Source organism: Vibrio ponticus (genome assembly GCF_009938225.1).
Taxonomy (GTDB): Bacteria; Pseudomonadota; Gammaproteobacteria; order Enterobacterales; family Vibrionaceae; genus Vibrio; species Vibrio ponticus.
In genome coordinates this window covers 975,774-995,735 of the sequence record NZ_AP019657.1, presented here as the reverse complement: position 1 = coordinate 995,735, position 19,962 = coordinate 975,774, and the positions used below count along the sequence as shown (strand labels likewise).

General features: G+C 44.6%; 19 protein-coding genes. 7 read left to right on the top strand and 12 right to left on the bottom strand.

Features of this window, described 5'->3' with window-relative positions; translation table 11 throughout:
* Window positions 1-149 precede the first annotated feature (149 nt).
* A complete protein-coding gene (locus GZN30_RS04445; RefSeq protein WP_075649869.1) occupies window positions 150-1,058 on the top strand; it encodes a glucosaminidase domain-containing protein in 909 nt (302 codons plus the stop codon).
* Between the two features lie 130 nt (window positions 1,059-1,188).
* On the opposite strand, the gene fdhF is transcribed toward GZN30_RS04445, so the two are convergent.
* Window positions 1,189-5,394, bottom strand: a complete 4,206-nt coding sequence (gene fdhF / locus GZN30_RS04440; protein ID WP_075649870.1) for a formate dehydrogenase subunit alpha — start codon at window positions 5,392-5,394, stop codon at window positions 1,189-1,191.
* A 349-nt stretch (window positions 5,395-5,743) separates the two neighbouring features.
* On the opposite strand from fdhF, the gene GZN30_RS04435 reads away from it, so the two are divergent.
* The 3 genes from GZN30_RS04435 to GZN30_RS04425 all read left to right on the top strand — a co-directional run bounded on the left by GZN30_RS04435 (window position 5,744) and on the right by GZN30_RS04425 (window position 6,995).
* On the top strand, window positions 5,744-6,169 hold the full coding sequence (locus GZN30_RS04435; RefSeq protein ID WP_075649871.1) for a DUF3429 family protein: 426 nt from the start codon (window positions 5,744-5,746) through the stop codon (window positions 6,167-6,169).
* Complete coding sequence (locus tag GZN30_RS04430) at window positions 6,162-6,542, top strand: thiol-disulfide oxidoreductase DCC family protein (RefSeq protein ID WP_075649872.1); 381 nt, start codon at window positions 6,162-6,164, stop codon at window positions 6,540-6,542. The genes GZN30_RS04435 and GZN30_RS04430 overlap by 8 nt, the downstream gene beginning before the upstream one ends.
* Before the next feature lie 102 nt (window positions 6,543-6,644).
* Window positions 6,645-6,995, top strand: coding sequence for a rhodanese-like domain-containing protein (locus GZN30_RS04425; RefSeq protein ID WP_075649873.1), 351 nt, complete (start codon window positions 6,645-6,647; stop codon window positions 6,993-6,995).
* Between the two features lie 85 nt (window positions 6,996-7,080).
* Here the strand turns inward: GZN30_RS04425 and GZN30_RS04420 are convergent, their stop codons facing one another.
* Together GZN30_RS04420 and GZN30_RS04415 are read right to left on the bottom strand one after the other, a co-directional pair.
* Complete coding sequence (locus GZN30_RS04420; RefSeq protein WP_075649874.1) at window positions 7,081-7,464, bottom strand: DUF2541 family protein; 384 nt, start codon at window positions 7,462-7,464, stop codon at window positions 7,081-7,083.
* A 277-nt stretch (window positions 7,465-7,741) separates the two neighbouring features.
* Entirely contained in the window at window positions 7,742-8,854 is a 1,113-nt protein-coding gene (locus GZN30_RS04415) for an NADH:flavin oxidoreductase (RefSeq protein WP_075649875.1), read from the bottom strand.
* Between the two features lie 588 nt (window positions 8,855-9,442).
* On the opposite strand from GZN30_RS04415, the gene GZN30_RS04410 reads away from it, so the two are divergent.
* Entirely contained in the window at window positions 9,443-9,607 is a 165-nt protein-coding gene (locus tag GZN30_RS04410) for a hypothetical protein (RefSeq protein ID WP_161987028.1), read from the top strand.
* A gap of 231 nt (window positions 9,608-9,838) precedes the next feature.
* Here GZN30_RS04410 and GZN30_RS04405 read toward each other — a convergent pair whose 3' ends face one another.
* The 3 genes from GZN30_RS04405 to GZN30_RS04395 form a co-directional block, all read right to left on the bottom strand.
* The gene (locus GZN30_RS04405; protein ID WP_075649876.1) at window positions 9,839-10,432 is read right to left on the bottom strand and encodes a class I SAM-dependent methyltransferase; all 594 of its coding nucleotides are present in this window, start codon (window positions 10,430-10,432) and stop codon (window positions 9,839-9,841) included.
* Between the two features lie 136 nt (window positions 10,433-10,568).
* Window positions 10,569-10,901, bottom strand: coding sequence for a DMT family transporter (locus GZN30_RS04400; RefSeq protein WP_139312250.1), 333 nt, complete (start codon window positions 10,899-10,901; stop codon window positions 10,569-10,571).
* Window positions 10,902-10,949: 48 nt separating this feature from the next.
* Window positions 10,950-11,246 carry a hypothetical protein gene (locus tag GZN30_RS04395; protein ID WP_075649878.1) on the bottom strand — a complete coding sequence of 99 codons (297 nt, stop codon included), beginning with the start codon at window positions 11,244-11,246 and terminating at the stop codon, window positions 10,950-10,952.
* Between the two features lie 229 nt (window positions 11,247-11,475).
* Between GZN30_RS04395 and GZN30_RS04390 the strand changes: the two genes are divergently transcribed.
* Entirely contained in the window at window positions 11,476-11,808 is a 333-nt protein-coding gene (locus GZN30_RS04390) for a PBPRA1643 family SWIM/SEC-C metal-binding motif protein (protein WP_075649879.1), read from the top strand.
* 59 nt (window positions 11,809-11,867) lie between these two features.
* On the opposite strand, the gene phnR is transcribed toward GZN30_RS04390, so the two are convergent.
* Both phnR and GZN30_RS04380 read right to left on the bottom strand, forming a co-directional pair.
* Entirely contained in the window at window positions 11,868-12,572 is a 705-nt protein-coding gene (gene phnR / locus GZN30_RS04385) for a phosphonate utilization transcriptional regulator PhnR (protein ID WP_075649880.1), read from the bottom strand.
* Between the two features lie 135 nt (window positions 12,573-12,707).
* The gene (locus tag GZN30_RS04380) at window positions 12,708-13,064 is read right to left on the bottom strand and encodes a DUF3316 domain-containing protein (protein ID WP_075649881.1); all 357 of its coding nucleotides are present in this window, start codon (window positions 13,062-13,064) and stop codon (window positions 12,708-12,710) included.
* 595 nt (window positions 13,065-13,659) lie between these two features.
* Between GZN30_RS04380 and GZN30_RS04375 the strand changes: the two genes are divergently transcribed.
* Window positions 13,660-15,657 carry a methyl-accepting chemotaxis protein gene (locus GZN30_RS04375; protein WP_075649882.1) on the top strand — a complete coding sequence of 666 codons (1,998 nt, stop codon included), beginning with the start codon at window positions 13,660-13,662 and terminating at the stop codon, window positions 15,655-15,657.
* A 90-nt stretch (window positions 15,658-15,747) separates the two neighbouring features.
* On the opposite strand, the gene GZN30_RS04370 is transcribed toward GZN30_RS04375, so the two are convergent.
* The 4 genes from GZN30_RS04370 to GZN30_RS04355 all read right to left on the bottom strand — a co-directional run bounded on the left by GZN30_RS04370 (window position 15,748) and on the right by GZN30_RS04355 (window position 19,930).
* A complete protein-coding gene (locus GZN30_RS04370) occupies window positions 15,748-16,803 on the bottom strand; it encodes a YjhT family mutarotase (protein ID WP_075649883.1) in 1,056 nt (351 codons plus the stop codon).
* 2 nt (window positions 16,804-16,805) lie between these two features.
* Window positions 16,806-17,963 (bottom strand): N-acetylneuraminate epimerase, encoded by a 1,158-nt coding sequence (locus tag GZN30_RS04365; protein ID WP_408646774.1) that lies wholly within the window; start codon window positions 17,961-17,963, stop codon window positions 16,806-16,808.
* Between the two features lie 163 nt (window positions 17,964-18,126).
* Window positions 18,127-18,960, bottom strand: coding sequence for a MurR/RpiR family transcriptional regulator (locus tag GZN30_RS04360; RefSeq protein ID WP_075649885.1), 834 nt, complete (start codon window positions 18,958-18,960; stop codon window positions 18,127-18,129).
* A gap of 100 nt (window positions 18,961-19,060) precedes the next feature.
* Window positions 19,061-19,930, bottom strand: coding sequence for an N-acetylneuraminate lyase (locus GZN30_RS04355; RefSeq protein ID WP_075649886.1), 870 nt, complete (start codon window positions 19,928-19,930; stop codon window positions 19,061-19,063).
* Window positions 19,931-19,962: the final 32 nt, after the last annotated feature.

Below are 19,962 nucleotides of genomic sequence, written 5' to 3'. Positions count from 1 at the left end.
AACCAATTTTTTACATAAAGCATGCAAACTTAATGTTTGATTTTGATCGCTGGCTCTAACCGAATATCAGACCGTATACTAGTAGCACATTAATCCTGCTTATTTTGCATACACAAAGCGGATTTACCTGACATTATGGAGAAACCTGAATGTCCTCATTAACACTTTCTCGCTTTACAACCTTTGGCCTTCTGGCACTGCTCTCAGTTTCGGCTCATGCCTCAACATCTTTACCTCTTTCTCCTGAGCAAATTGCGCACCCGTACCCAACTGAGCAAATCACTGAACTCAACTCAGCCAAGCAACTCATCACTAATTTTGCGCATAACCATTATCAACTCGACCAAGTCGCGACAAGCAAGAAACTGCCAAGCTATTTCATCGAAAACTTACCAAAAGACTTAAATGCTCTCCCGGTTGAACAGAAAACGTCAGGGTTTATTCGTCTGCTGCTACCAACCATTAAAGCCGTTAACGATCAGATCCTTGAAGTACGCGCTGAGATAAAACAGTTAGCGCAAAAACCGCGCACCCACTGGACCGCACAGGAACAAGCTTGGCTTAAACAGCTTATGATCTCCTATGATGTGAAATCCAACGATATCCATGATCTTCTACTGCATGTTGATATCATTCCTGTCGGAATGGTGCTGGCTCAAGGTATTGATGAAAGTGGTTGGGGAACCAGCCATTTTGCGGTTCAAGGCAATAGCTTGTACGGTGAACATCTCCCTGCCCATGGCGGTAAATACCTCACCACACCAGGTGGTCATGTCAAAGTTGCTGCGTTTGATAATCTTTATGCTGGTACCGCAAGTTATATGCACAACCTAAATACCACTCGCGCATACCAAGAGTTGTGGCACATGCGCCAAAACCTTCGCATGCAAAATAACCTTAACGGTTATGAGTTAGTCGCTGCGCTTGCCCATTACTCAACCCGCGGTGAATCCTATGTCGACAACTTACGTGCGCTGATTAAACGCCATCACTTAGACAGCTTCGACCATGTAACACTAGAGACGGCTAACTCCGAAGTCATCCGCTTTCGCCATTAATGATTTCATCTCTCTCTAAAACAATCACCACCGTCCTAGGCGGTGGTTTAGAGCTGACAATAAAATAAGGGGCGTATCTCAAATAGATACGCCCCTTTTACATTAAACAGGTTAAAGTCAGTGACTTTTACTACGCCATTTCTGCTTGTAACACCTCAATACGAACCGCGGCTACTTTGAACTCAGGGATCTTGGCGTGCGGATCGGTTGCCGTGGTCGTCAAACGGTTAACTGGCGACTCAACAAAGTGGAATGGAATAAAGACAACCCCTTGCTGAATACGCTTAGTCACGAATGCATCAATCTCTATCGAACCACGGCGCGTTGAGACTCGTAGACGCTGACCATTACCAATACCCATCGCTTCGGCGTCGTGAACGCTAATCATCGCCCTAGGTCCTGCCAAATTGTCTAACCCTTTGGTTTTACGTGTCATCGTACCGGTATGGAACTGCTCAAGTATGCGACCAGTCGTTAATACTAGTGGGTACTCTTCGTCAGGCAACTCAGCTGCATAACGGAACGGTACGCCCACCATCTGCCCTTTACCTCGAGTAAACTGCGTTTGGTGCATAATACGTGTGCCATGTGGGTTATTTTTACAACTTGGCCACTGCACACCGTTTGGCGTGATACTTTCCCATTGAAGACCTGCGTATTGTGGTGTTACACGCGCTATCTCACTGGTGATGTCAGCCACGCCTTGATAGTGCCAATCAGAGCCCATCGCATTGGCGATTTCTTGAATGATCCACCAATCCTCTTTTGCCTCACCCGGTGCTTTTAACGCTGCATTAACCCGTTGAACTCGACGCTCAGTATTAGTGAAGTGTCCTGATTTTTCAGCAAATGAATAAGCTGGCAATACCACATCCGCATACTGCGCCGTTTCCGTCAGGAAGATATCCTGCACTACTAAGAAATCTAACGCTTCCAAACCTTCAATGACGTGCTGCTGGTTAGGATCGCTCAGAACTGGGTTTTCCCCCATGACATACAATCCGCGCACTTCTCTATGGCAAGCGGCGTGAATAATTTCCGTCAAGGTTAAACCTGGCTCAATTGGCAGATCCGGCGCGTCCCACTCAATGGCAAACTTTTGGCGTACCATAGGGTTATACACTTTCTGATAACCTGGATAGCTATTTGGTAGCGCTCCCATATCACATGCCCCTTGCACATTCGATTGACCACGCAGTGGGTTAATACCACCGCCTTCAATACCAATGTTGCCGCACAGCAGCTGCAAGTTCGCGATCGAGCGAACATTATCATGCCCCGTGGTGTGCTGAGTGATACCCATCGAGTAGTAAACGGCAGTACGTTTAGCGGTACCAATGGTACGTGCCATCGCGAAGATATCGCTCGCACTGACCCCGGTAACCAGCTCTACTTTATCCAACGCGTAAGCCGGTGACATTACCTCTTGCAAGAAGGTATCGAAGCCATCAACGCGCTCTTCAATATACTCTTCGTCATACCAGCCATTTTTGATGATTTGTTGCATCACACCGTTTAGCAGCATCACATCTGTACCCGGACGATGAGCAAGATACAGCTCTGCATGATCAACCATATCAATGCGTTTCGGGTCTGCCACGATCAAACGGGCGCCATGATGACGTATTGCTTGCTTAATATGTGAAGCAATAATCGGGTGTGCTGAGGTCGTGTCTGAACCGATAATAAAAATCACATCCGAGTGCTGAATACTTGGAATATCATTGGTCATTGCCCCACTGCCTAACGACGCTTCTAAACCCGTCACCGTCGATGCGTGACAAAGGCGCGCACAGTGATCGACGTTATTAGTGCCAAGCTCTCGGCGAATGAATTTTTGGAAGGCGTAGTTATCTTCATTAGTGGTTTTAGCCGATGAAAAACCCGCCAGTGCATTGCTGCCAAAGTCCTGCTTAATCGCAGTGAACTTTTTGGCGATCAGCGTAATCGCTTCTTGCCAACTTGCTGGCTGCAACACGCCATCTTTACGAATCAGCGGCGTGGTTAAGCGCCCTTCATCACCGATAAAGTCAAAACCAAAACGACCTTTCACGCACAGCATGCCTTGGTTAACCGGTGAGTTTGCCCCCGTTACATACTGAATGCGGTTTTTCGCTTCATCAACATGCATGGTCAACTTACAACCCACACCACAATAGGTACAAATGGTATCCACTTTCTTTAAGTGCTCGACTCGCCCTTGAGAGCGGTCTCGCTTATCAACCATTGCCCCGGTCGGGCAAGCTTGCACACATGCACCGCACTGCACGCAGTTAGAGTCACCCATCAACAATTTGCCATCACAGCTCTTGCCGAAATGAGGGCGATCATCAGGACGCAACGCCGGTCGACCATTTTGGTCGTGCACAAAATTGAGAATGCCATGGACAGCTTGCTCGCTACAGGCTTGGATACATTGACCGCAACTAATGCAGCGGTTGGCATCAAACTCAATAAACTCTGAACTGCGGTCGACGCTGAATTTATGGCGAGGATCTTTTACTCGCAGATTAAGCCAGTCATGATGCGACTGTACATTGAGCGAATAATCAAACTTTTGCTCAGCTTGGTACTCAGTCGAGTAATCGCGCAGATCACAACTGGTATTCGCTTGGCAGCCACACTCTAAGCAACGCGCCGCTTCTTTGATTGCCTCATCATTATCAAATCCGAGTTCCACTTCCGCGAAGCTTTGCTCACGTTGCGCAGGCGTAAGCTCTGGCATAATGGTGCGCGCGACTTTTTGTAAGTTTTCAAAATGAACCGGATCCACTTGTTTCAGCGCAGGCTCTTTGCGTGAGTTGAATGCAGGTTTTGGCATATCAGCCATATCACCATTTAAAAACAGATCGATCGCTTTTGCTGCAACTCGCCCATCGCCTACCGCTTCCACGGCAGTCGCCGGTCCGCGGCGAAAATCACCAATACTGAAAATATTGCCCGTGCCTGTATGCATGGTGAGCGGATTCGATTCTGATGTATTCCAGCGCGTTAGTGGCAGAGTCAGCTCATCGTTTTCTAAGAAACTTAAATCTGGCTTTTGTGATACCGCAGCAATCACAGTATCAAACTCTTCGGTGAAAAACTCGCCCGTTGCCTTTGGACTGCGACGCCCTGAAGCATCGGGAGCGCCCAGCGCCATTCGCTCTAGGCGAACAGATTGCACTCGACCACTTTCATCGGCGATATTTTCTACAGGGTTGGTTAAGAATAAAAATTTAACCCCTTCATGCTCTGCTTCAATAATCTCATAGTCTTCTGCTGGCATCTCTTCGCGAGTACGGCGGTAGATGATTGTGGTATCAGCGCCGGCACGTCGCGCAGTACGCGCGCAGTCAATCGCGGTATTACCACCACCGATAACCGCCACTTTTTGCCCAGTGGTATAAGTCTGTTCAGTAACAAAATCTTTAAGATAGTCGACACCTAAATAGCAACCGGCTAAATCACTGCCGGTATAGTTCATCTCAACCGCCAGTGAAGCGCCAACGGCGAGACAAACAGCATCGTACTGCTCACTCAGTTGGGAGAGCGTAAAATCGTCTCCAAGCTTTTGCCCGGTTTTTACCTGCATGCCGTTACGACACATCAGTTCTATTTCTTTGTCGAGAATAGCTTTCGGTAAACGATATTCAGGAATGCCATAACGAAGCCAACCGCCTGCTTTAGGCATCGCTTCAAATACCGTTACATCATAACCTTCGTTAGATAGATAATAACCGGCGGTTAAGCCACCCGGTCCACTACCGACAATAGCAATCGATAGTTCCTTGTTTGGTTTTTTCTCAGGGACATACGCCTCTTGCGCAGCGAGATCCGCGTCAGCGGCGTGACGTTTTAACTGACGGATCGCTATCGAATCATCAACTAAAGAACGGCGACATTCGCTTTCACAAAATGCAGGGCAAACTCGACCAATAGAGAGTGGCATCGGTAACGTGCGTTTAATCACTTCAATTGCTTTTTGATGATCGTTTTGTGCAATGAAGTACAGATAAGATTGGATATCCACACCCGCTGGACAAGCGGTTTTACACGGAGCTTCACAATCCGCATAATGGTCTTGCATGATACGGTTTAACGCTTTTCTACGGTGTTCTGTTAGCTGGTCAGATTGAGTGATCACATTAAGACCAGAGTAGACTTTGGTTTCACACGCACGCACAGTGCCGCCACTTTCTACTTCAACCACACACAAATCACAGGGCACTTTTTGGTTTGATTTATTTAGCCCACATAGAGATGGAATCTCCACTCCACAAACTTTGGCAGCTTCCAGAAGTGTCGCACCTTCCTCTACAAAGCGATACTTGCCGTTAATCACGATTTCAATCATAGGGTACCTACAGCAAAGCCTAAATAGCCTTATAAAAGTTAAGGATACCCTCTAGCCTATAAAATTCGTACCACAAATATCACACAAACTTAATTTCCAATTCATGACAACAACAAAAATTAGAATTACTGCTCGCATTATTAATCTTAAGGCATTGATTTATTGATAATTAATAAATGTTGGATGTTAGGGGTCAACTGGTATCGATGCTGGTCTTATCAGTTATCTCTATCGGAAAAGAACAACAAATTTGAACAGTGATTCACCCTGCTGTACTAAATCAAACCTTCAATCCTTACCATCATCGACCATACTTGATCTTAAAACAGCTTACTACGTAGGTAACTGCATGATTAAAAAGCTTGGTTACTTTGGGTTAATTCCCTTCTTGGTGTTGCCACTTTTACTTTTAGCACCAAACTTAGTGACACCGTCACTTACTGTAAAGCTCTTTACCGCATACAGCGTCTGTATCGCAGCGTTTATGGCGGGCACTCTGTGGGGACGAGAGGTTGATAAGCCGTGTGCTAAGCCTTACATGCTAATGGTTTCTAATGGTATTGTGCTTTGCACCATCGCATTTGCACTGATAGCGGAAGTTAAGATTGTCGGTGCTATTCTTGGCTTAATGCTGACCCATTTGATGAACTTCATTAGCGAACGTAAACGACGTAACCAACGCTATTATCATTTACGTAAAGTGCTGACCATTGTCGTCATAGCGTGTCACGCTTTAATGATTTTATTGCTTTCTTGGAGTGTAAGCGTTGAATAATATTGCTGTATTTTATGATGCGAGCTGCCCGCTATGTGTCAGGGAGATGACTGCCCTTAGTAAGTACCTCGCCAAGCGAGTCACTTTTGTGAATGTGCTCGATAGCGATCTGATGTCAAGTTATCCAGAGATTTCCATTGCCGAAAGCAAACGGGTTTTGCATGTCATTGATGATAGCGGCGCATTGAGGTTGGGCGTAGACGCTAATGTGTATCTTTGGGAACTTACGGGAACCAAACGTTACTTAAGTCTACTCAGGTTGCCAATTATCCGCAACGTCGCCAATATTGGTTACTGGCTCTTCGCTCGCAATCGCTACCAATTGTCACGTTTACTGACTGGAAAAGCGAAATGTGAGCAGTGTCAACTCTAGAGATTTTCGTCAGTTAGCTCACCAAACCAAAACAATTCTGTCATCAGTATGTCTAATCCCTTGATATACTTTCGTTACTAACAAACGAATCACGGAAGAGTTATGAGAAAGGTTTTCCATTTATTGGTTTTATCGCTGTGCTTAGGTCTATCAACCCTCTCTGTGCATGCTTCAGAGCGCGCTCAAATAGGTTGGCAAAAGATCCAGCAAGGTGCACTGATCGTTGATGTGAGAACACCGCAAGAGTTTTCAGCAGGTCACTTGGATAATGCGGTAAATTTCCCTTTATCTGAACTAGACAAGCACTTCTCGAGCATCGATAAAGACCAAGCTATCGTGGTTTACTGTCGCAGTGGCAACCGCTCTGGTATTGCTTATGATTACCTAGTTGAGCAAGGCTTTACTCAAGTGCATAACGGCGGTGGCTTGGTAGAAATGCAATCCGCCAAATAGCCAAATCTGAATGCAAAAAATCGCCCTCGATGGGCGATTTTTCTATTTAAAACCTTGATGTAAATGCGATTTTGCGCTAGCTCAATTAGTTCTTTTCTTTGCCGTAAACTCGCACGCCTGCTTTTGAGCCTTCTGAATTACCATAAACGTCAATGCTCTTCACGCAGCGACGCTTACCGAAATAACGCCAATCGCTCTTTTCATCTTTATCAAAGCCACGGTAGAAGTTAAATGTTTTGCTTTCACCATTTTGGAACTTCACCACCGCTTTACGCAGATCAAGATCCTTTTCAGCTTTAACCTGAATCGCATTGGTGTAACGACAAACCAGTAGCGGGATCTTCGCAGCATGCTTGCCATGCTCAAGTAAAATTGTACGACCTAAAGTAAATTTGTCATCGGCATGTACGTTCGCGCTAAGTAATAGCGAACCTAACAGTGCGCTAACGATTAAAGATTTCTTCGCCATTTTAACTCAATCAATAAATGTTAAATCGGCGCGCATTCTATGGTTTCATCGCTAAAGGTGTTAGTTCTTTTTTGTCCAAGTGAGTAAATTTAGCAAGCCGCTGACAGTAACCTTGCAAAGCGTCGAGCTCTGGCGCATAACTGTCCAAATTGCTCACCTAACGCTTACGCTTTATAACTCAGGCAGTTAACGACCATGAGCTCAATACTTTGCTTCAATCTAGCCACCAATACAAAAAAGCTCCCTTGAAAGAGAGCTTTGGTCATTGAGCGATTAATTAAGCGGCTCGATTGCGCTGATTTGGCTTGTTATACACCACGCAGAAGTTACCGCGTTTGGTGCGGCACTTTGAACAACGTTCACAATCTACTGGTTTGCGATCAGCTTCTAACCAACGCTTAACTAGCAGTGGTTCAGCCATCAGAGGACGTGACAAAGCAAAGTATTGGATATTGGTGCGCTCAGCGATCTCTTCAATCGCGCAGATATCACCTAAACCACCAACGGTAATCACCGGCACATTCACTTCTTGACTGATCACATCGCCATATTCGTGGAAATAGCCTTCGGCTTGTAACGTGTAGCCATCAAATTGTTCGCCAATCATAGTGCTAGCATTACCGTGAATATTGCCGGAAATGATGATCGCATCAACACCTAACTCTTCTAGCTTCTTACACACGACACGTGTTTCATCAAAGGTTGCACCACCCTCAAAAAACTCAGTGGCAGTAAGCTTAACCAAGATTGGGAAATCATCGCCAACAAGTTTACGCGTTGCTTGATAAATCTCGACTAAGAAACGCATGCGGTTTTCTAAGCTACCGCCATATTCGTCTTCACGCTGGTTGTAGTATGGGCTTAAAAATTGGTTGATCAGGTAAGTGTGCGCCGCATGGATTTCAACGCCATCAAAACCGGAGTCTTGTGCACGCTTGCTTGCCAAGGCAAAAGCTTCAACAATGTAGTCGATTTCGGCTTTTGTCATCGCCTTACCTTGCGTTTTGGTACCACGTTCAGGCACTTCACTTGGCGCAAAGATTACACGCTCACCCACATTAAAGGTGGTTTTAGTGCCGCCATAGGCAAGCTGCATAACAATTTTCGAGTCGTATTGATGTACCAAATCCGTGAGTTTTTGATATTCAGGGATAAATGAATCGTTGTACATTCCCATCATACCAGCGTTCGGCTTCTCTTCTTCGACGATGTTGGCATAACCCGTCACAATCAAACCGACTTCACCTTGCGCCAGTTCCTCGTAGATCTCATACAGACGATCTGTCATATGTCCATCTTCTGTAGCAAGGTTTTCCCACGTTGCGCTGCGCACAAAGCGGTTTTTTAAAGTCATGTTGCCAATACGGCTTGGGGAAAATAGGAAGCTCACATCCAATCCTCTAATGCTTATTATTTTAATTGCCTCAGTATTCGCGAGGTTTCATCGCTTGAGAGCAAGAACAAAAAAGAGAACAGCCATACATCACTGCATAGCTGTTCTCTTTTGTGCACTTAAACCACAAAGTTTATCGCGTGATGATACGCTCTAGCGGCGACAAAACCTTAATCTAGATTAACTATTTATTGTAAATTTAAAAAAAAGTGGAGGTTTTTTACGCTCGATATGGTTACAACCATACTTTCTTCCACTCAGTGCAATCACGCCTCCACCCCAAATAGTTGATTTGACCCTTTGCACCAAAGTAGAGATAGCTAAATTATTAAATACAAATTTCGAGGACAAGTTGATAAACGATAATTTATAAAACCAGACATCTCTGAGGTGGTTAATTTTATAAATTAAGCCGTAGACATTGTCCTATAAAGGATTGAAAAAATACTGCCAAATCAATTAGAAAAGCTAATCTAAACATTACAAAAATAATTGTAATTTTCTTGCAGTTTTAATTTGACGAATGTCACATTTTGAGTAATATTTACCCTGTCTTTTGAAACTTGATTACATAAGGTGGAGACTATGAACTCAGCACTACTATCAATGTTGGACACTGAAAAAGCTACGCAAATAGAAACTAAAAATACCCAACAAGTATCGACTCTAGAAGAAGTCCTAACACTTGCAGTAATGTTCGTTTCTACCTCAGCAGTAGTTCTGTTACTAAGCCTATTTTGGGTACTGTAACCAGCCTTTCACGGAATCGAAAAAGTGATACTCTCAGCAAGTTTTTGTGAGAGTATCGCCTTAAATCATTAGTTTATCTAACATAAACCAAACTCCTAAACCGCTGCTTCACTGTTAGACATTCGTCTATCAAAACAGTGTTGACCACTGCTGTCACATTTCAGTTCATTGGTTTAAATCGGCGTTACTGCCTAAATATCACAACTAATATATGCTTTGGAACACCTCCCACTAGCGCTTAATTGCTATTACAGAATAGGTATGCCAATGCTTCACTACACCCAGAGATGTGGGCGCTCGTTCGTCTCGCTCAAAAAATCGGACAATTTCGAAATCATCAAATAACGCGAGAACTTGTTGCTCACTAAGGGGCGCAGTTGAACTGTGATAATTGCTCGCCCAACTGTCTCTTTCCCCCATAAAGTCACCAGCAAAAACGCCGCCAACTTCTAAACAAGTCTCAATGTTTTGCCAAGTGATCGCAAACCGCTCTGGCTTAGCAAAGAATAGACTGGAATTAGCTAAGACCACGCCGGCTTTAGGGTATTCAAACGATTCAAATGACGATTGCGAAATCTCTACCAATGATTTGCCCTCGAAACGCTTGTGACAAATCATCACAGAGTCTTGGTTGATGTCAAAACCATAAACTTGATAGCCGCTCTGCGCTAAATAATCGACGTCACTGCCGGTGCCGCAACCACAATCGATGGCAACTCTGGTTGTCGACTCGTTCAACTTTAGTGCAAATTCGGTACGTTTCAAATGGGGGCGCGATAATGCTTTTTGATAATATGAACGCCAGATTTCATCCACTTGCGTCATAGTTAATGATCCTTACTTATGTGTTTAGTTTCGTTACCTCACGTAACCATCCAACCCTAACATAAGCACTAAGCACTTCTCTTTACTCTTGACGGAAAATAGAAATTGGTCGCATCAATCGTACAGATCAATTCAACTAGTGGCTTGAAGTATTAGAAAACAAATTAATCACCACCACTCCGCTCACAATCAATACCATGCCAATCACAGCAGCTAAATCCAGTTTCTGCTTAAATACTACTGCGGCAACTAAAGAGATCAACACCACACCTAAGCCAGACCAAATTGCATAAGCAATACCAACCGGAATCGTGCGCAGCACCAAAGAGAGAAAATAGAAAGCGACGCTGTAGCCAATCACCACCACAACACTTGGCATCAGTTGAGTAAAGCCTTGAGAGGATTTTAGCGCACCGGTCGCGATAACTTCAGCGACAATAGCAATCGTCAAATAAATGTATCCCATAATTCAACCTCAGTAGTGACAAACAGCTTAAACTGACGTTAAAAGCCATTATCAAGCCAACATACTACCCAAAAGCATAATTACGCCGGCGGAAACCAGCTTGGTAAATAACACCACCCAAATGCAGTCGCCAAAACTGGCGTTAGCGGCTTTACTAAGCAAATAGATAAAGAGAACTAAGCCTCCAATCCAGCCAACAACAGGGATCAACGACACCAACGAAACGATCACAGCAATGATCAATAGCGCTCGAAACTCTACTGAAACAAATGAAAGCCGAGAGGCGATAAACATACAGCAAGTGGTGATAAATACATCAGTGGCAAAGATTAGAGCTTCCAAACCCATAGCGACCTCAACAACATCATAGATTTACGCAAAACCCTACTCACTTTTTACCTTTATGTCAGTGAGCTTTGATTGAAATTTAGACAGACAGAGAGTTAGACTTAGATCAAACGTGCACCACGCGAGTGAGATCGTTAACACGCTCTACATCCAACATATTTCTTTATCATTCGCAAATGATACGTATAATCCCCTGCTCTTTTATTCCACACTCAAACAAGAGTTAAACATGTCAAAACTGTTTTTTAAGGGTCGCATTGACGCTCGACAAAACCACGTAATTTCTGGTTACAACGTAAACCGCGATGTGAAACCTGGCAGTGAAGAAGCGCCACTTTCAGTGACTGTTGCTAGCGAAGCTCGCAAAGCTGAAATTGAAGCCATTGTTGAACAGCACGCTCTATTTGCCAACATCGTGGTTGATGCCAGCAAAGAAGAAAATACCATTGAATTGGACACAGTAATCAACAAGCCGACTACGACTGTTTTTGAAAAGACACCAAACAGAAACGATCCATGTAGCTGTGGTAGTGGCAAGAAATACAAGAAGTGCTGCGCTTAAATACGCAATAGTAAAAGTGGGTGATACATTCGCCCACTTATCTCTCCTAAGCGATGAGGCTAAAACGCCTTTTCCACCCAAGATTCAATACTGATGGCATCATGACGCCACGACTCAATCACGCAGTCAATCAATTCACCATGACGGTCATAATTCACACGCTCAACTACAATTGCCGGAGTGCCTACAGTCGCTCTCAATGCTTGTGCCGGTTCACCCAATAAAGACGTGGTCGCGATTCGAAAACTCGACTTATGGTAACTCACTGCGAAAGCGTCACGATAAACATCGCTCAGAGGTTGGCTAAGATCATTCTTCAACAAATTAGGGAAACGTTCTGAGCGGATGTATTTCGTCACATACGCCACTGGACGGTCTTCTAAATAACGTACCTGTTCGACACGATAAACATCAGTAAAAGGGGCTAAGTTGAGCAGACGAGTGGCAACCTTGTCGGCTAAAATACCTTTGGCTGCTATCAACTCGGTTTTGGCAACTCGATTCTGTGCTTGCGCCATGTCAGAAAAATTGGGCGCTTGAGTGAGATCGTAGCGCAATGGTAGCGGTGAGATAAACCAACCACGGCGGTCTTCACGATAAATTCGACCTTCGGCTTCAAGCAGCGACAACGCTTCACGTAAAGTCACTCGAGTCGTATCAAATGATTCAGCAAGTTTGCGCTCTGCGGGCAATTTTTGCCGTGGTGATAACATACCCGCTTCGATTTGCTCTACTATCGAATCTTTAATCTTTACGTATTGCACTCGGTGCCCTTTTCTATTTCCGTCGCTCTTTGCTTTAACGCATATTACCTGAGAAAAATTCGCTAATACATTGGAAAATGGAAAAGAGAGCCATTGCTCTCTTTGAACTAATTCAGACTTGGATAATATCAACGATTAGCGACTACCCGGCTCGCGCTTTCTGTATTCATAACGCACATCAAGTACAGGTTGGTAAGCCACTTTACCGTCACCACGTAAAAACTCATCAACCGTGACTCTCGTATCAGTAATGGAGAATGAGTTGCGGTCTACATAATCAAACGCTGACGAAAACTCGTTGCGCAGTTCTCGTGATGACTTATTGCGATAGTCATTGATCATATTTAAACCTGCGTCATAAGCCGCTTGTTTAGAATGGACAACATCGCCCTCTATAGTGGTGACTTTGCTTTGCCAATGGTAACCGCCTGCAAATACACTTGATGCAGCGGTAAGCGCTAATAGACCTGCAATAGTTGTTAAGCTTTTCATATCTCTTCCCTTCCTAGTGATTTAACTTAATGCATTAGGATATGGCTGACTGCTTGCTCTTATCCTTGCTCGAAACTCGTGTCTAACAAGTTTGTTGCCGATAGAGACCTTGCCAGTTTGTAAGGAATTTCATCGTATTCTATGAATTAAATCTAACTCTTTTCGGAACTTTTTTTGGAGAGAAAATTGCTTAAACTCATCGCCATTGCAAGCCACTGTTTAATCTAATTGATTCTCGAGCAATAGCCATGAAAGAGTTTGGCCGACCAAATATGAGCTTAAGGTTTTTATATTGAACCGTTCTTAATAAGATCTCATTGCGATATAGATCGGTGAACTAAACTGAGACTAAATAGAATCATCTGCTTGTCGAGGTCGAAGGCAACACATCACTTTTCCTTTTACGATACGAATCCTTTTTCCACTTAAAACTGTCGTTTTTTTAAGCTTTGTCACTATTGATTGGCTTCAATGCACAATATTTCATCCGTTCATCACTCTTTGATAATTTACTGATTAGTAACACTTTAGTACCAGCAAATATACAACTACACTAATAATATTTGCTTGCTATCGCGTCAGGGAGACAATAATAATGCAGTCAATTCTACGTCGGTTTCCACTCTACTTTGTCGTAAGCCTTGCTGTGGCAATACCTGTTGTTATCGCTATTGCGCTTGCAACTCTCGATATTTTTGCCCTCAACAACAAGTCACAAACCACGATCAAAGACGAACAACTGGTTAATCTCGTGATTCGCTATGACGATCTCGCTCATAACTTGGCGGTTGAGCGTGGTTTAACTGCGGGTGTACTCGGAAGTAAAGGTAATCAAGAAATCGTCGACAATCTAAGAAGCCAAAGAGCCAAAGTCGATACCGCAATTAACCAACTCGAACAATTCAAATCGCAAGCGATTGACAGTCAATTAACTGGCTCACTACTGCAAGATATCAACTCACAGCTAGCTAAGCTTAATGATGTTCGTCAAGGGGTCGACAGACTCAAACCACAAATTGCACCATTTGGTTACTACTCAAACCTTAATCAACTTATCATCGACAATATTGACTTGTTAATAAGCGAAACTCGCAGTCATGAGCTGAGTGCGCTTGGTAAATCGTTAATTTCTGTGGTGGTAATGAAAGAGCGAGCGGGACAAGTTCGCGGCGCGTTAAACGGTGTCTTCGCCAGAGGCAGCGCGACTGCCGTTGTCTATAACGACATCAAAGGCTACATCCAATCCGGTGAATACGCACTACGTAGCGCTAAAATCATCATGCCTGTCGAATTTGCTAGCCAACTCGATCAACTGCAAAGCAACCGTGCTTGGTTAGATGTAGAACAAGTACAACAGCAATTTCTAGCCCAGAGTCACTCGCTTGATGCCATCCAGGGACCCAAAGCCACTGAGTGGTTTCCAATGGCGACACAACGAATCGGTTTACTCAATCAGCTTCGCAATGCAATTCAAGCAAACATGCAATCCTATGCCTCTACCGTGTCAGCCCAATCCATTTTCGATCGTAACTTACTCGCTGGGATAACCATTGTTAGCACGCTAGTTATCGCATTTGTCTTGCTATCAATCGTCTCGGGACTGAGAAATCGCGTGGGTAACATTAAACGCTCACTTAACTCCATGTCGGATCAAAATGACTTAACGTGCCAATTAACAGTAAGTGGCAACGATGAGATCTCCTCCATAGCCAAAAACACCAATAAACTTATCGGCAACCTAAAGCACCTATTGCTCGATGTCACCAAAACCAACAATCACAATACCGAGCGTTTGGTTCGTATCGTGAACTCTTCAAAGCAGTTAGAGCAAAGCAGCCACTCTACGATTGCCAAATGTGACAACATCGCCACTGCGATGACTCAACTGGCACAATCGAGTGTGGGTATTGCTGAATCGGCAGAACGAGCCATGGACGACACGACAGCAATGAACAACCAAGTTCACGAATGTCAGCAACAAAGTGCACGTTCATTTAAATCGGTAGAAAGTTTAATTACGCAGATCAATGCAACCGAGCAGTGCATGGCTGAACTGGCAGCTGATACGCAAAGTATTGGGCAAATTGTTGAGACGATCAATGGCGTCTCAGAGCAAACCAACCTACTCGCACTCAACGCGGCTATTGAGGCGGCAAGAGCTGGCGAGCATGGGCGGGGCTTCGCTGTCGTTTCGTCAGAAGTTCGCGATTTAGCCCAACGTAGCCAAGTAGCAACCGAAAATATTGAGAAGCTATTGGCGAAAATTAGTGAGAAAACCCGCTTCTCTGTTGAAAGCATGGCGAGCAGTAAAAAAGCCAGTGATGCAACTTTCGAGTCCGTGAAGCACGTAAACGAGAGTGTCGCTATGCTTGAAACAAGCATTGAGCACGTCAATAGCCATATTAGTTCAATTGCCCAATCAACGATTGAACAGTCGAAAGCATGTGAAGCGATTGATAAGGACGTCGATATTCTTAACGAGATCGCCCACCAAACCAGCAGCCAAGCGGATGATCTCAACCAAATCGTTAACGGTTACCAAGCAGAAGCGGATGAACTTAAAGAGCAGCTAGACCGCTTCAAACTCAGTTAATTTGTGTTCCGCGACTAGACTTGGATAAAAAAAGCCCGATATCAAACTAAGATTATCGGGCTTTGGGGGGATACTAGAATCCAGACTCAATTAGGTCATCAATAAACACTGAGTGAACGCCTCACCTTGTTGCGACTCACCACCAATCAAAGCCAAACCGTATGGTGTTGTCAGAGCCACACCATACGCAGCGCCTTGTGGTAATTTGCCTGCCAATTGCCATTCACAGCCATCAAAACACCATAGATTGTCAGTAAATGTTTTGGTCAAGCCTTGGTGACTGTAGTATTGCTCTGAGCGGTAGTTATTTTGACTGCCAACAAAATATGCCCCACCCGCAACAACCCATAAATCACCAATCTCACCACAAAATGCGCCTGCAAGCCCTTCATGAGAAGAGTCCGCTTCAAAGATAGAAGGCAGATATCCACTTTCAACCAATTTGCCGTCACTGAATTGAAACTGTTTGGTCTGCAAACTCCGTAGCCCAGGTTTCACTTCACCTTCGACCAGCACCAAACCTTGTTCTGAGCGAAATACACCGGCACCACAGTTCGCTTGGAACGGATTCGCTGCCACTCGGCTCCACTGTTGCGTCACACAATCAAAGCGGTAAATTTGGTCATTCCATTGATAAGCTTCAATCGGACGTGACATAAATTCAGCCAAGGTTGCTTGCTTTAGCTCTGGCTGCTGCGCTAACTCCGGAGAGCTCAACTGAGCCATCAAACCATCAAATTGGCTCTTGTTATAGCCACCGACAAAGTAAAGGCTACCTTCGCTAGCCCAACCGGCTGCCCCAAGCAAACCGACTGGGATTTGCTCGGTAACTAAACTCCAGCTATCTTGCTCGCAATCATAGTAATAGCCATCATCCAAGACCGTGGTATAGCCCAGCTCTGCGGTTGTCCCTGCGCCAGAAAACACGTAACAACCACCATCAACAGGTACACATACTGAGTCGTTTCGCGCCACGCCGGGAAAAGCGGCTTTTTCTTGCCAAGCTTGCTGAGCGTCGAGATCAAGCATCAACCATTGATTACCTAGACTTCCTAGACCCGCATAGATGGTTTGATGATGAGAAAATCCCACACCGTTCTTTAACCCCGCAGGCAAAGAAGGCAACGGTGAAAACTGCATTTTCATGTTTAATCCTGTTGTTCGATTTGAGTGCCGTTCCATGTCAGCATCGCAACTTTGGTACTTGCTGATTTATCGGTTTTCTCGCCACCAACCATCAGCACACCTTGAGGAACGGTGAACGAAAGTCCATACGCAACGCCTTCCGCAAGGTCGTTACCTTGCTTCCACGCGCCATCTTTAAATACATAAGTTTCGGTGTTGAAAGCTTTCGCCAAACCGTTATGAGCAAACATATTGCCTTGATCAAAAGCTTGTTTAGCACCATGGAAGTTTGCGCCACCAGCGACCAGCACTGCACCGTTACTCATCCCTGCAAATGCCCCCGCGACACCTTCTTGCAATGGTTGAGATTCAGGCGTTGGCAATGGATGCTCGCTTATCCATGGTTGTGCTTGACCAAATTGATAAGTTTTCACTTCAGCAGTGCGTAACCCTGGCTTAATTTCACCGCTAATCAGCAGTGCATTTTGTTTATCGGTGACTAACGCCGCACCACAGTTAGGTAGATAAGGAGATGAACCTAAATCTTGCCATTGATTAGTGTTTGGATTAAAGCTCAATACTTGTCTATTCCATTGGTAATCAACCGGTTTTAGACCCATGTAATCATCAACAATTTTTTGCCATTTTTCAGGCTGTGCTTTTTGATCTGTGGTTAAAATGTCAGATAAATACTTGTCAAAAAGAGGTTTGTTATAACCACCAAAGAACACTATTTGTTGATTATCTGGAGAATAAGAAGCCGCACCTAGCAACCCAACAGGCGCTGTGGTTTGCATTTTCGACCAACTGTTATTCTGTGAATCGAAACGATAAACAGTATCGAAAATGACCGGTGATTTTGCTTTGGCATCCGCTTTACCCGAGCCACCAAAGATATAGATATCCTCACCAATCACTGACGCTGTCGCGCCATCTCGAGCAGGACCAGTAAATTGGGCTTGTTTTTGCCAACCCTTTTCAAGGTTGTCCAAGTCCAACATATAAAAGTCCTGACCAAGTGAGCCCAAACCAACATAAATCTTGGAGTCGACTTGCGCGCCAACGCCATTTTTTACGCCTTGTGGTAAATCCGGCCAAGTTTGATCTGCAGATACAGAGAAGGCAGCAAGCAAAGGTGCCGTCAACAGTACAGGGTACAACGTTTTGAGGTAACAGTTCATGTTCATTATTTCCTTATTAAACATGGAGATTGGTCTCTATCGGACTTTATCTTCCATAAAATAAAACAAAAATATTTTCCACTACCACATCTAAATAAAAATATTTCCTTTACAAAAGTTACAAAATAAAGCCCGCACAATGCAGGCTCATAAAATAAACCACTTATTTCAGTAGCGGCATAACCACTTGTGCGGTATCCAATACTGACTCTGAGTACTCAGGGTAGCTCTCTATCAAGTTGTTCACTAGCACATCAACCAATAGCAATGCGCCCACTTTTGACGCAAACGCCCCACCGGTTAACGGACCTTCTGGTCTTGCCGCCACCAACATCTCAGTACAAATGGCACTTAGAGGGCTATGACTGATGTTGGTTAACGCAATCACAGGAATATCGCGCTCATGAGCTTGCGTTACCGCGTGGATCACTTCACGAGTTGATCCCGAACTTGAAATCGCAAACCACAAATCGCCCTGTTCACTGCGCACCGCATTCATAGCAGCTAAGTGTGTGTCTTCAAACATGGTGACTTTCTTACCAATTCGCAGCAAACGATAAGCAAGATAACGTCCCACGATGCTTGAGGCGCCAACACCGACACAGTTAATAAACTTGGCTTCATGCACACGTTCACTGATCTTCGCTAAGGCTTTGCGATCAATCAGTTTCGCGGTATCTAACAGACCTGCTGCGGCATTTTGTGCCGACACATCACAAATATCCCCTTCGATATCTTGTGCACTTTGAGCCTGAGTTTGAGATAGCTCAACCGCCAATGCCATACGAAAGTCGGAATAACCTTTGTAACCCATGTCGCGGCATAAGCGAACCACGGTCGCTTCACTGGTCGCGGTATTACGCGCCAAGTCAGTAATTGTTTGATACTGAACTTCATTGGCGTTTTCTGAAATGTATTCCGCTACCACTCGCAATTTCTTGCTTAACGGCTCGATATTCGAACGTAGTCGAACTAGTAAATTTTTAGGTGAGCCCATACGTTGCCTCATGTCGACATCATCATTTTTGCTGCGGCAAAAATATCAAAAACGGCGTATTATTGACACTGTTGACCAGCAAAACGCCTTACAATTCATGTTACTTGAAGTAAATATCGTCTATTACGCGAGCGAGTAGACCTTTTTGCTGATTCGATAGCGGCAAAAATGGCTCGCGGCAATGTCCGTAATCTACACCTTTCTCGTGCATTAGGAATTTAATCGACTGATACACACCGTGTTTCAACAGCTCCGCGGTAACGCTATTCACTTTACGTTGCAGCGCCATCGCCGTTTCAGTGTCACCACCTTGCATCGCGTCGAACATCGCGACATAGTCAGCCGACATTAGGTTATAGGTGCTACCGATACCGCCACTTGCCCCCATCTGCAAGCCATTCACCAACATGGTATCTTCACCGTGGAAAATCGCGCTGTCGGCAAAGCGTTGACGCAGTTGCTCGATAAAGAACATATCGCTGGTGGTATGTTTTAGCCCAATCACATTCGGCAGCTCTGATAACTCAAAGAGCTCTTGATGAGTAAAATTCACCCCTGTCGTACCAGGGATGTTATACAAGAGCAGCGGCACTAAAGAATACTCTGCAATACTGCGATAAAAATGCCCTACTTCAGCTTTACTAAAGCCGTAATAAAATGGTGGCGTGGCAGAAATCGCGCTGTACTCGGCAGCAACCGCACTGTCGATTAACTGCTTTACCTCAAACAGAGAGATAGCCCCAACATGGGCAATAAGCGGCACTCTACCGCGATTGATTTTGGCAATTTCGCCCAGTAACCATTGGCGCTCTTTAATTGACATCATAAAACATTCAGAAGAGCTACCACCGACATAAAATCCGTGTACGCCTTGACGTATATGATGTTCAAACATCGCTTCTAAACAACCAAAATCAATCTCACCATTTAATTTAAATGGTGTCATTAACGGCAGGTAGATCCCTTGCATATCGCACTCCAACGTTCGATTTTCAGGCTAGT

What these genes read in the sequence shown, in the direction of transcription:
- GZN30_RS04445 (WP_075649869.1), top strand. Translation starts at nt 150, where the DNA reads ATGTCCTCATTAACACTTTCTCGCTTTACAACCTTTGGCCTTCTGGCA.
- fdhF (WP_075649870.1), bottom strand. Translation starts at nt 5,394, where the DNA reads ATGATTGAAATCGTGATTAACGGCAAGTATCGCTTTGTAGAGGAAGGT.
- GZN30_RS04435 (WP_075649871.1), top strand. Translation starts at nt 5,744, where the DNA reads ATGATTAAAAAGCTTGGTTACTTTGGGTTAATTCCCTTCTTGGTGTTG.
- GZN30_RS04425 (WP_075649873.1), top strand. Translation starts at nt 6,645, where the DNA reads ATGAGAAAGGTTTTCCATTTATTGGTTTTATCGCTGTGCTTAGGTCTA.
- GZN30_RS04420 (WP_075649874.1), bottom strand. Translation starts at nt 7,464, where the DNA reads ATGGCGAAGAAATCTTTAATCGTTAGCGCACTGTTAGGTTCGCTATTA.
- GZN30_RS04410 (WP_161987028.1), top strand. Translation starts at nt 9,443, where the DNA reads ATGAACTCAGCACTACTATCAATGTTGGACACTGAAAAAGCTACGCAA.
- GZN30_RS04405 (WP_075649876.1), bottom strand. Translation starts at nt 10,432, where the DNA reads ATGACGCAAGTGGATGAAATCTGGCGTTCATATTATCAAAAAGCATTA.
- GZN30_RS04395 (WP_075649878.1), bottom strand. Translation starts at nt 11,246, where the DNA reads ATGGGTTTGGAAGCTCTAATCTTTGCCACTGATGTATTTATCACCACT.
- GZN30_RS04390 (WP_075649879.1), top strand. Translation starts at nt 11,476, where the DNA reads ATGTCAAAACTGTTTTTTAAGGGTCGCATTGACGCTCGACAAAACCAC.
- GZN30_RS04380 (WP_075649881.1), bottom strand. Translation starts at nt 13,064, where the DNA reads ATGAAAAGCTTAACAACTATTGCAGGTCTATTAGCGCTTACCGCTGCA.
- GZN30_RS04375 (WP_075649882.1), top strand. Translation starts at nt 13,660, where the DNA reads ATGCAGTCAATTCTACGTCGGTTTCCACTCTACTTTGTCGTAAGCCTT.
- GZN30_RS04370 (WP_075649883.1), bottom strand. Translation starts at nt 16,803, where the DNA reads ATGAAAATGCAGTTTTCACCGTTGCCTTCTTTGCCTGCGGGGTTAAAG.
- GZN30_RS04365 (WP_408646774.1), bottom strand. Translation starts at nt 17,963, where the DNA reads ATGAACTGTTACCTCAAAACGTTGTACCCTGTACTGTTGACGGCACCT.
- GZN30_RS04360 (WP_075649885.1), bottom strand. Translation starts at nt 18,960, where the DNA reads ATGGGCTCACCTAAAAATTTACTAGTTCGACTACGTTCGAATATCGAG.
- GZN30_RS04355 (WP_075649886.1), bottom strand. Translation starts at nt 19,930, where the DNA reads ATGCAAGGGATCTACCTGCCGTTAATGACACCATTTAAATTAAATGGT.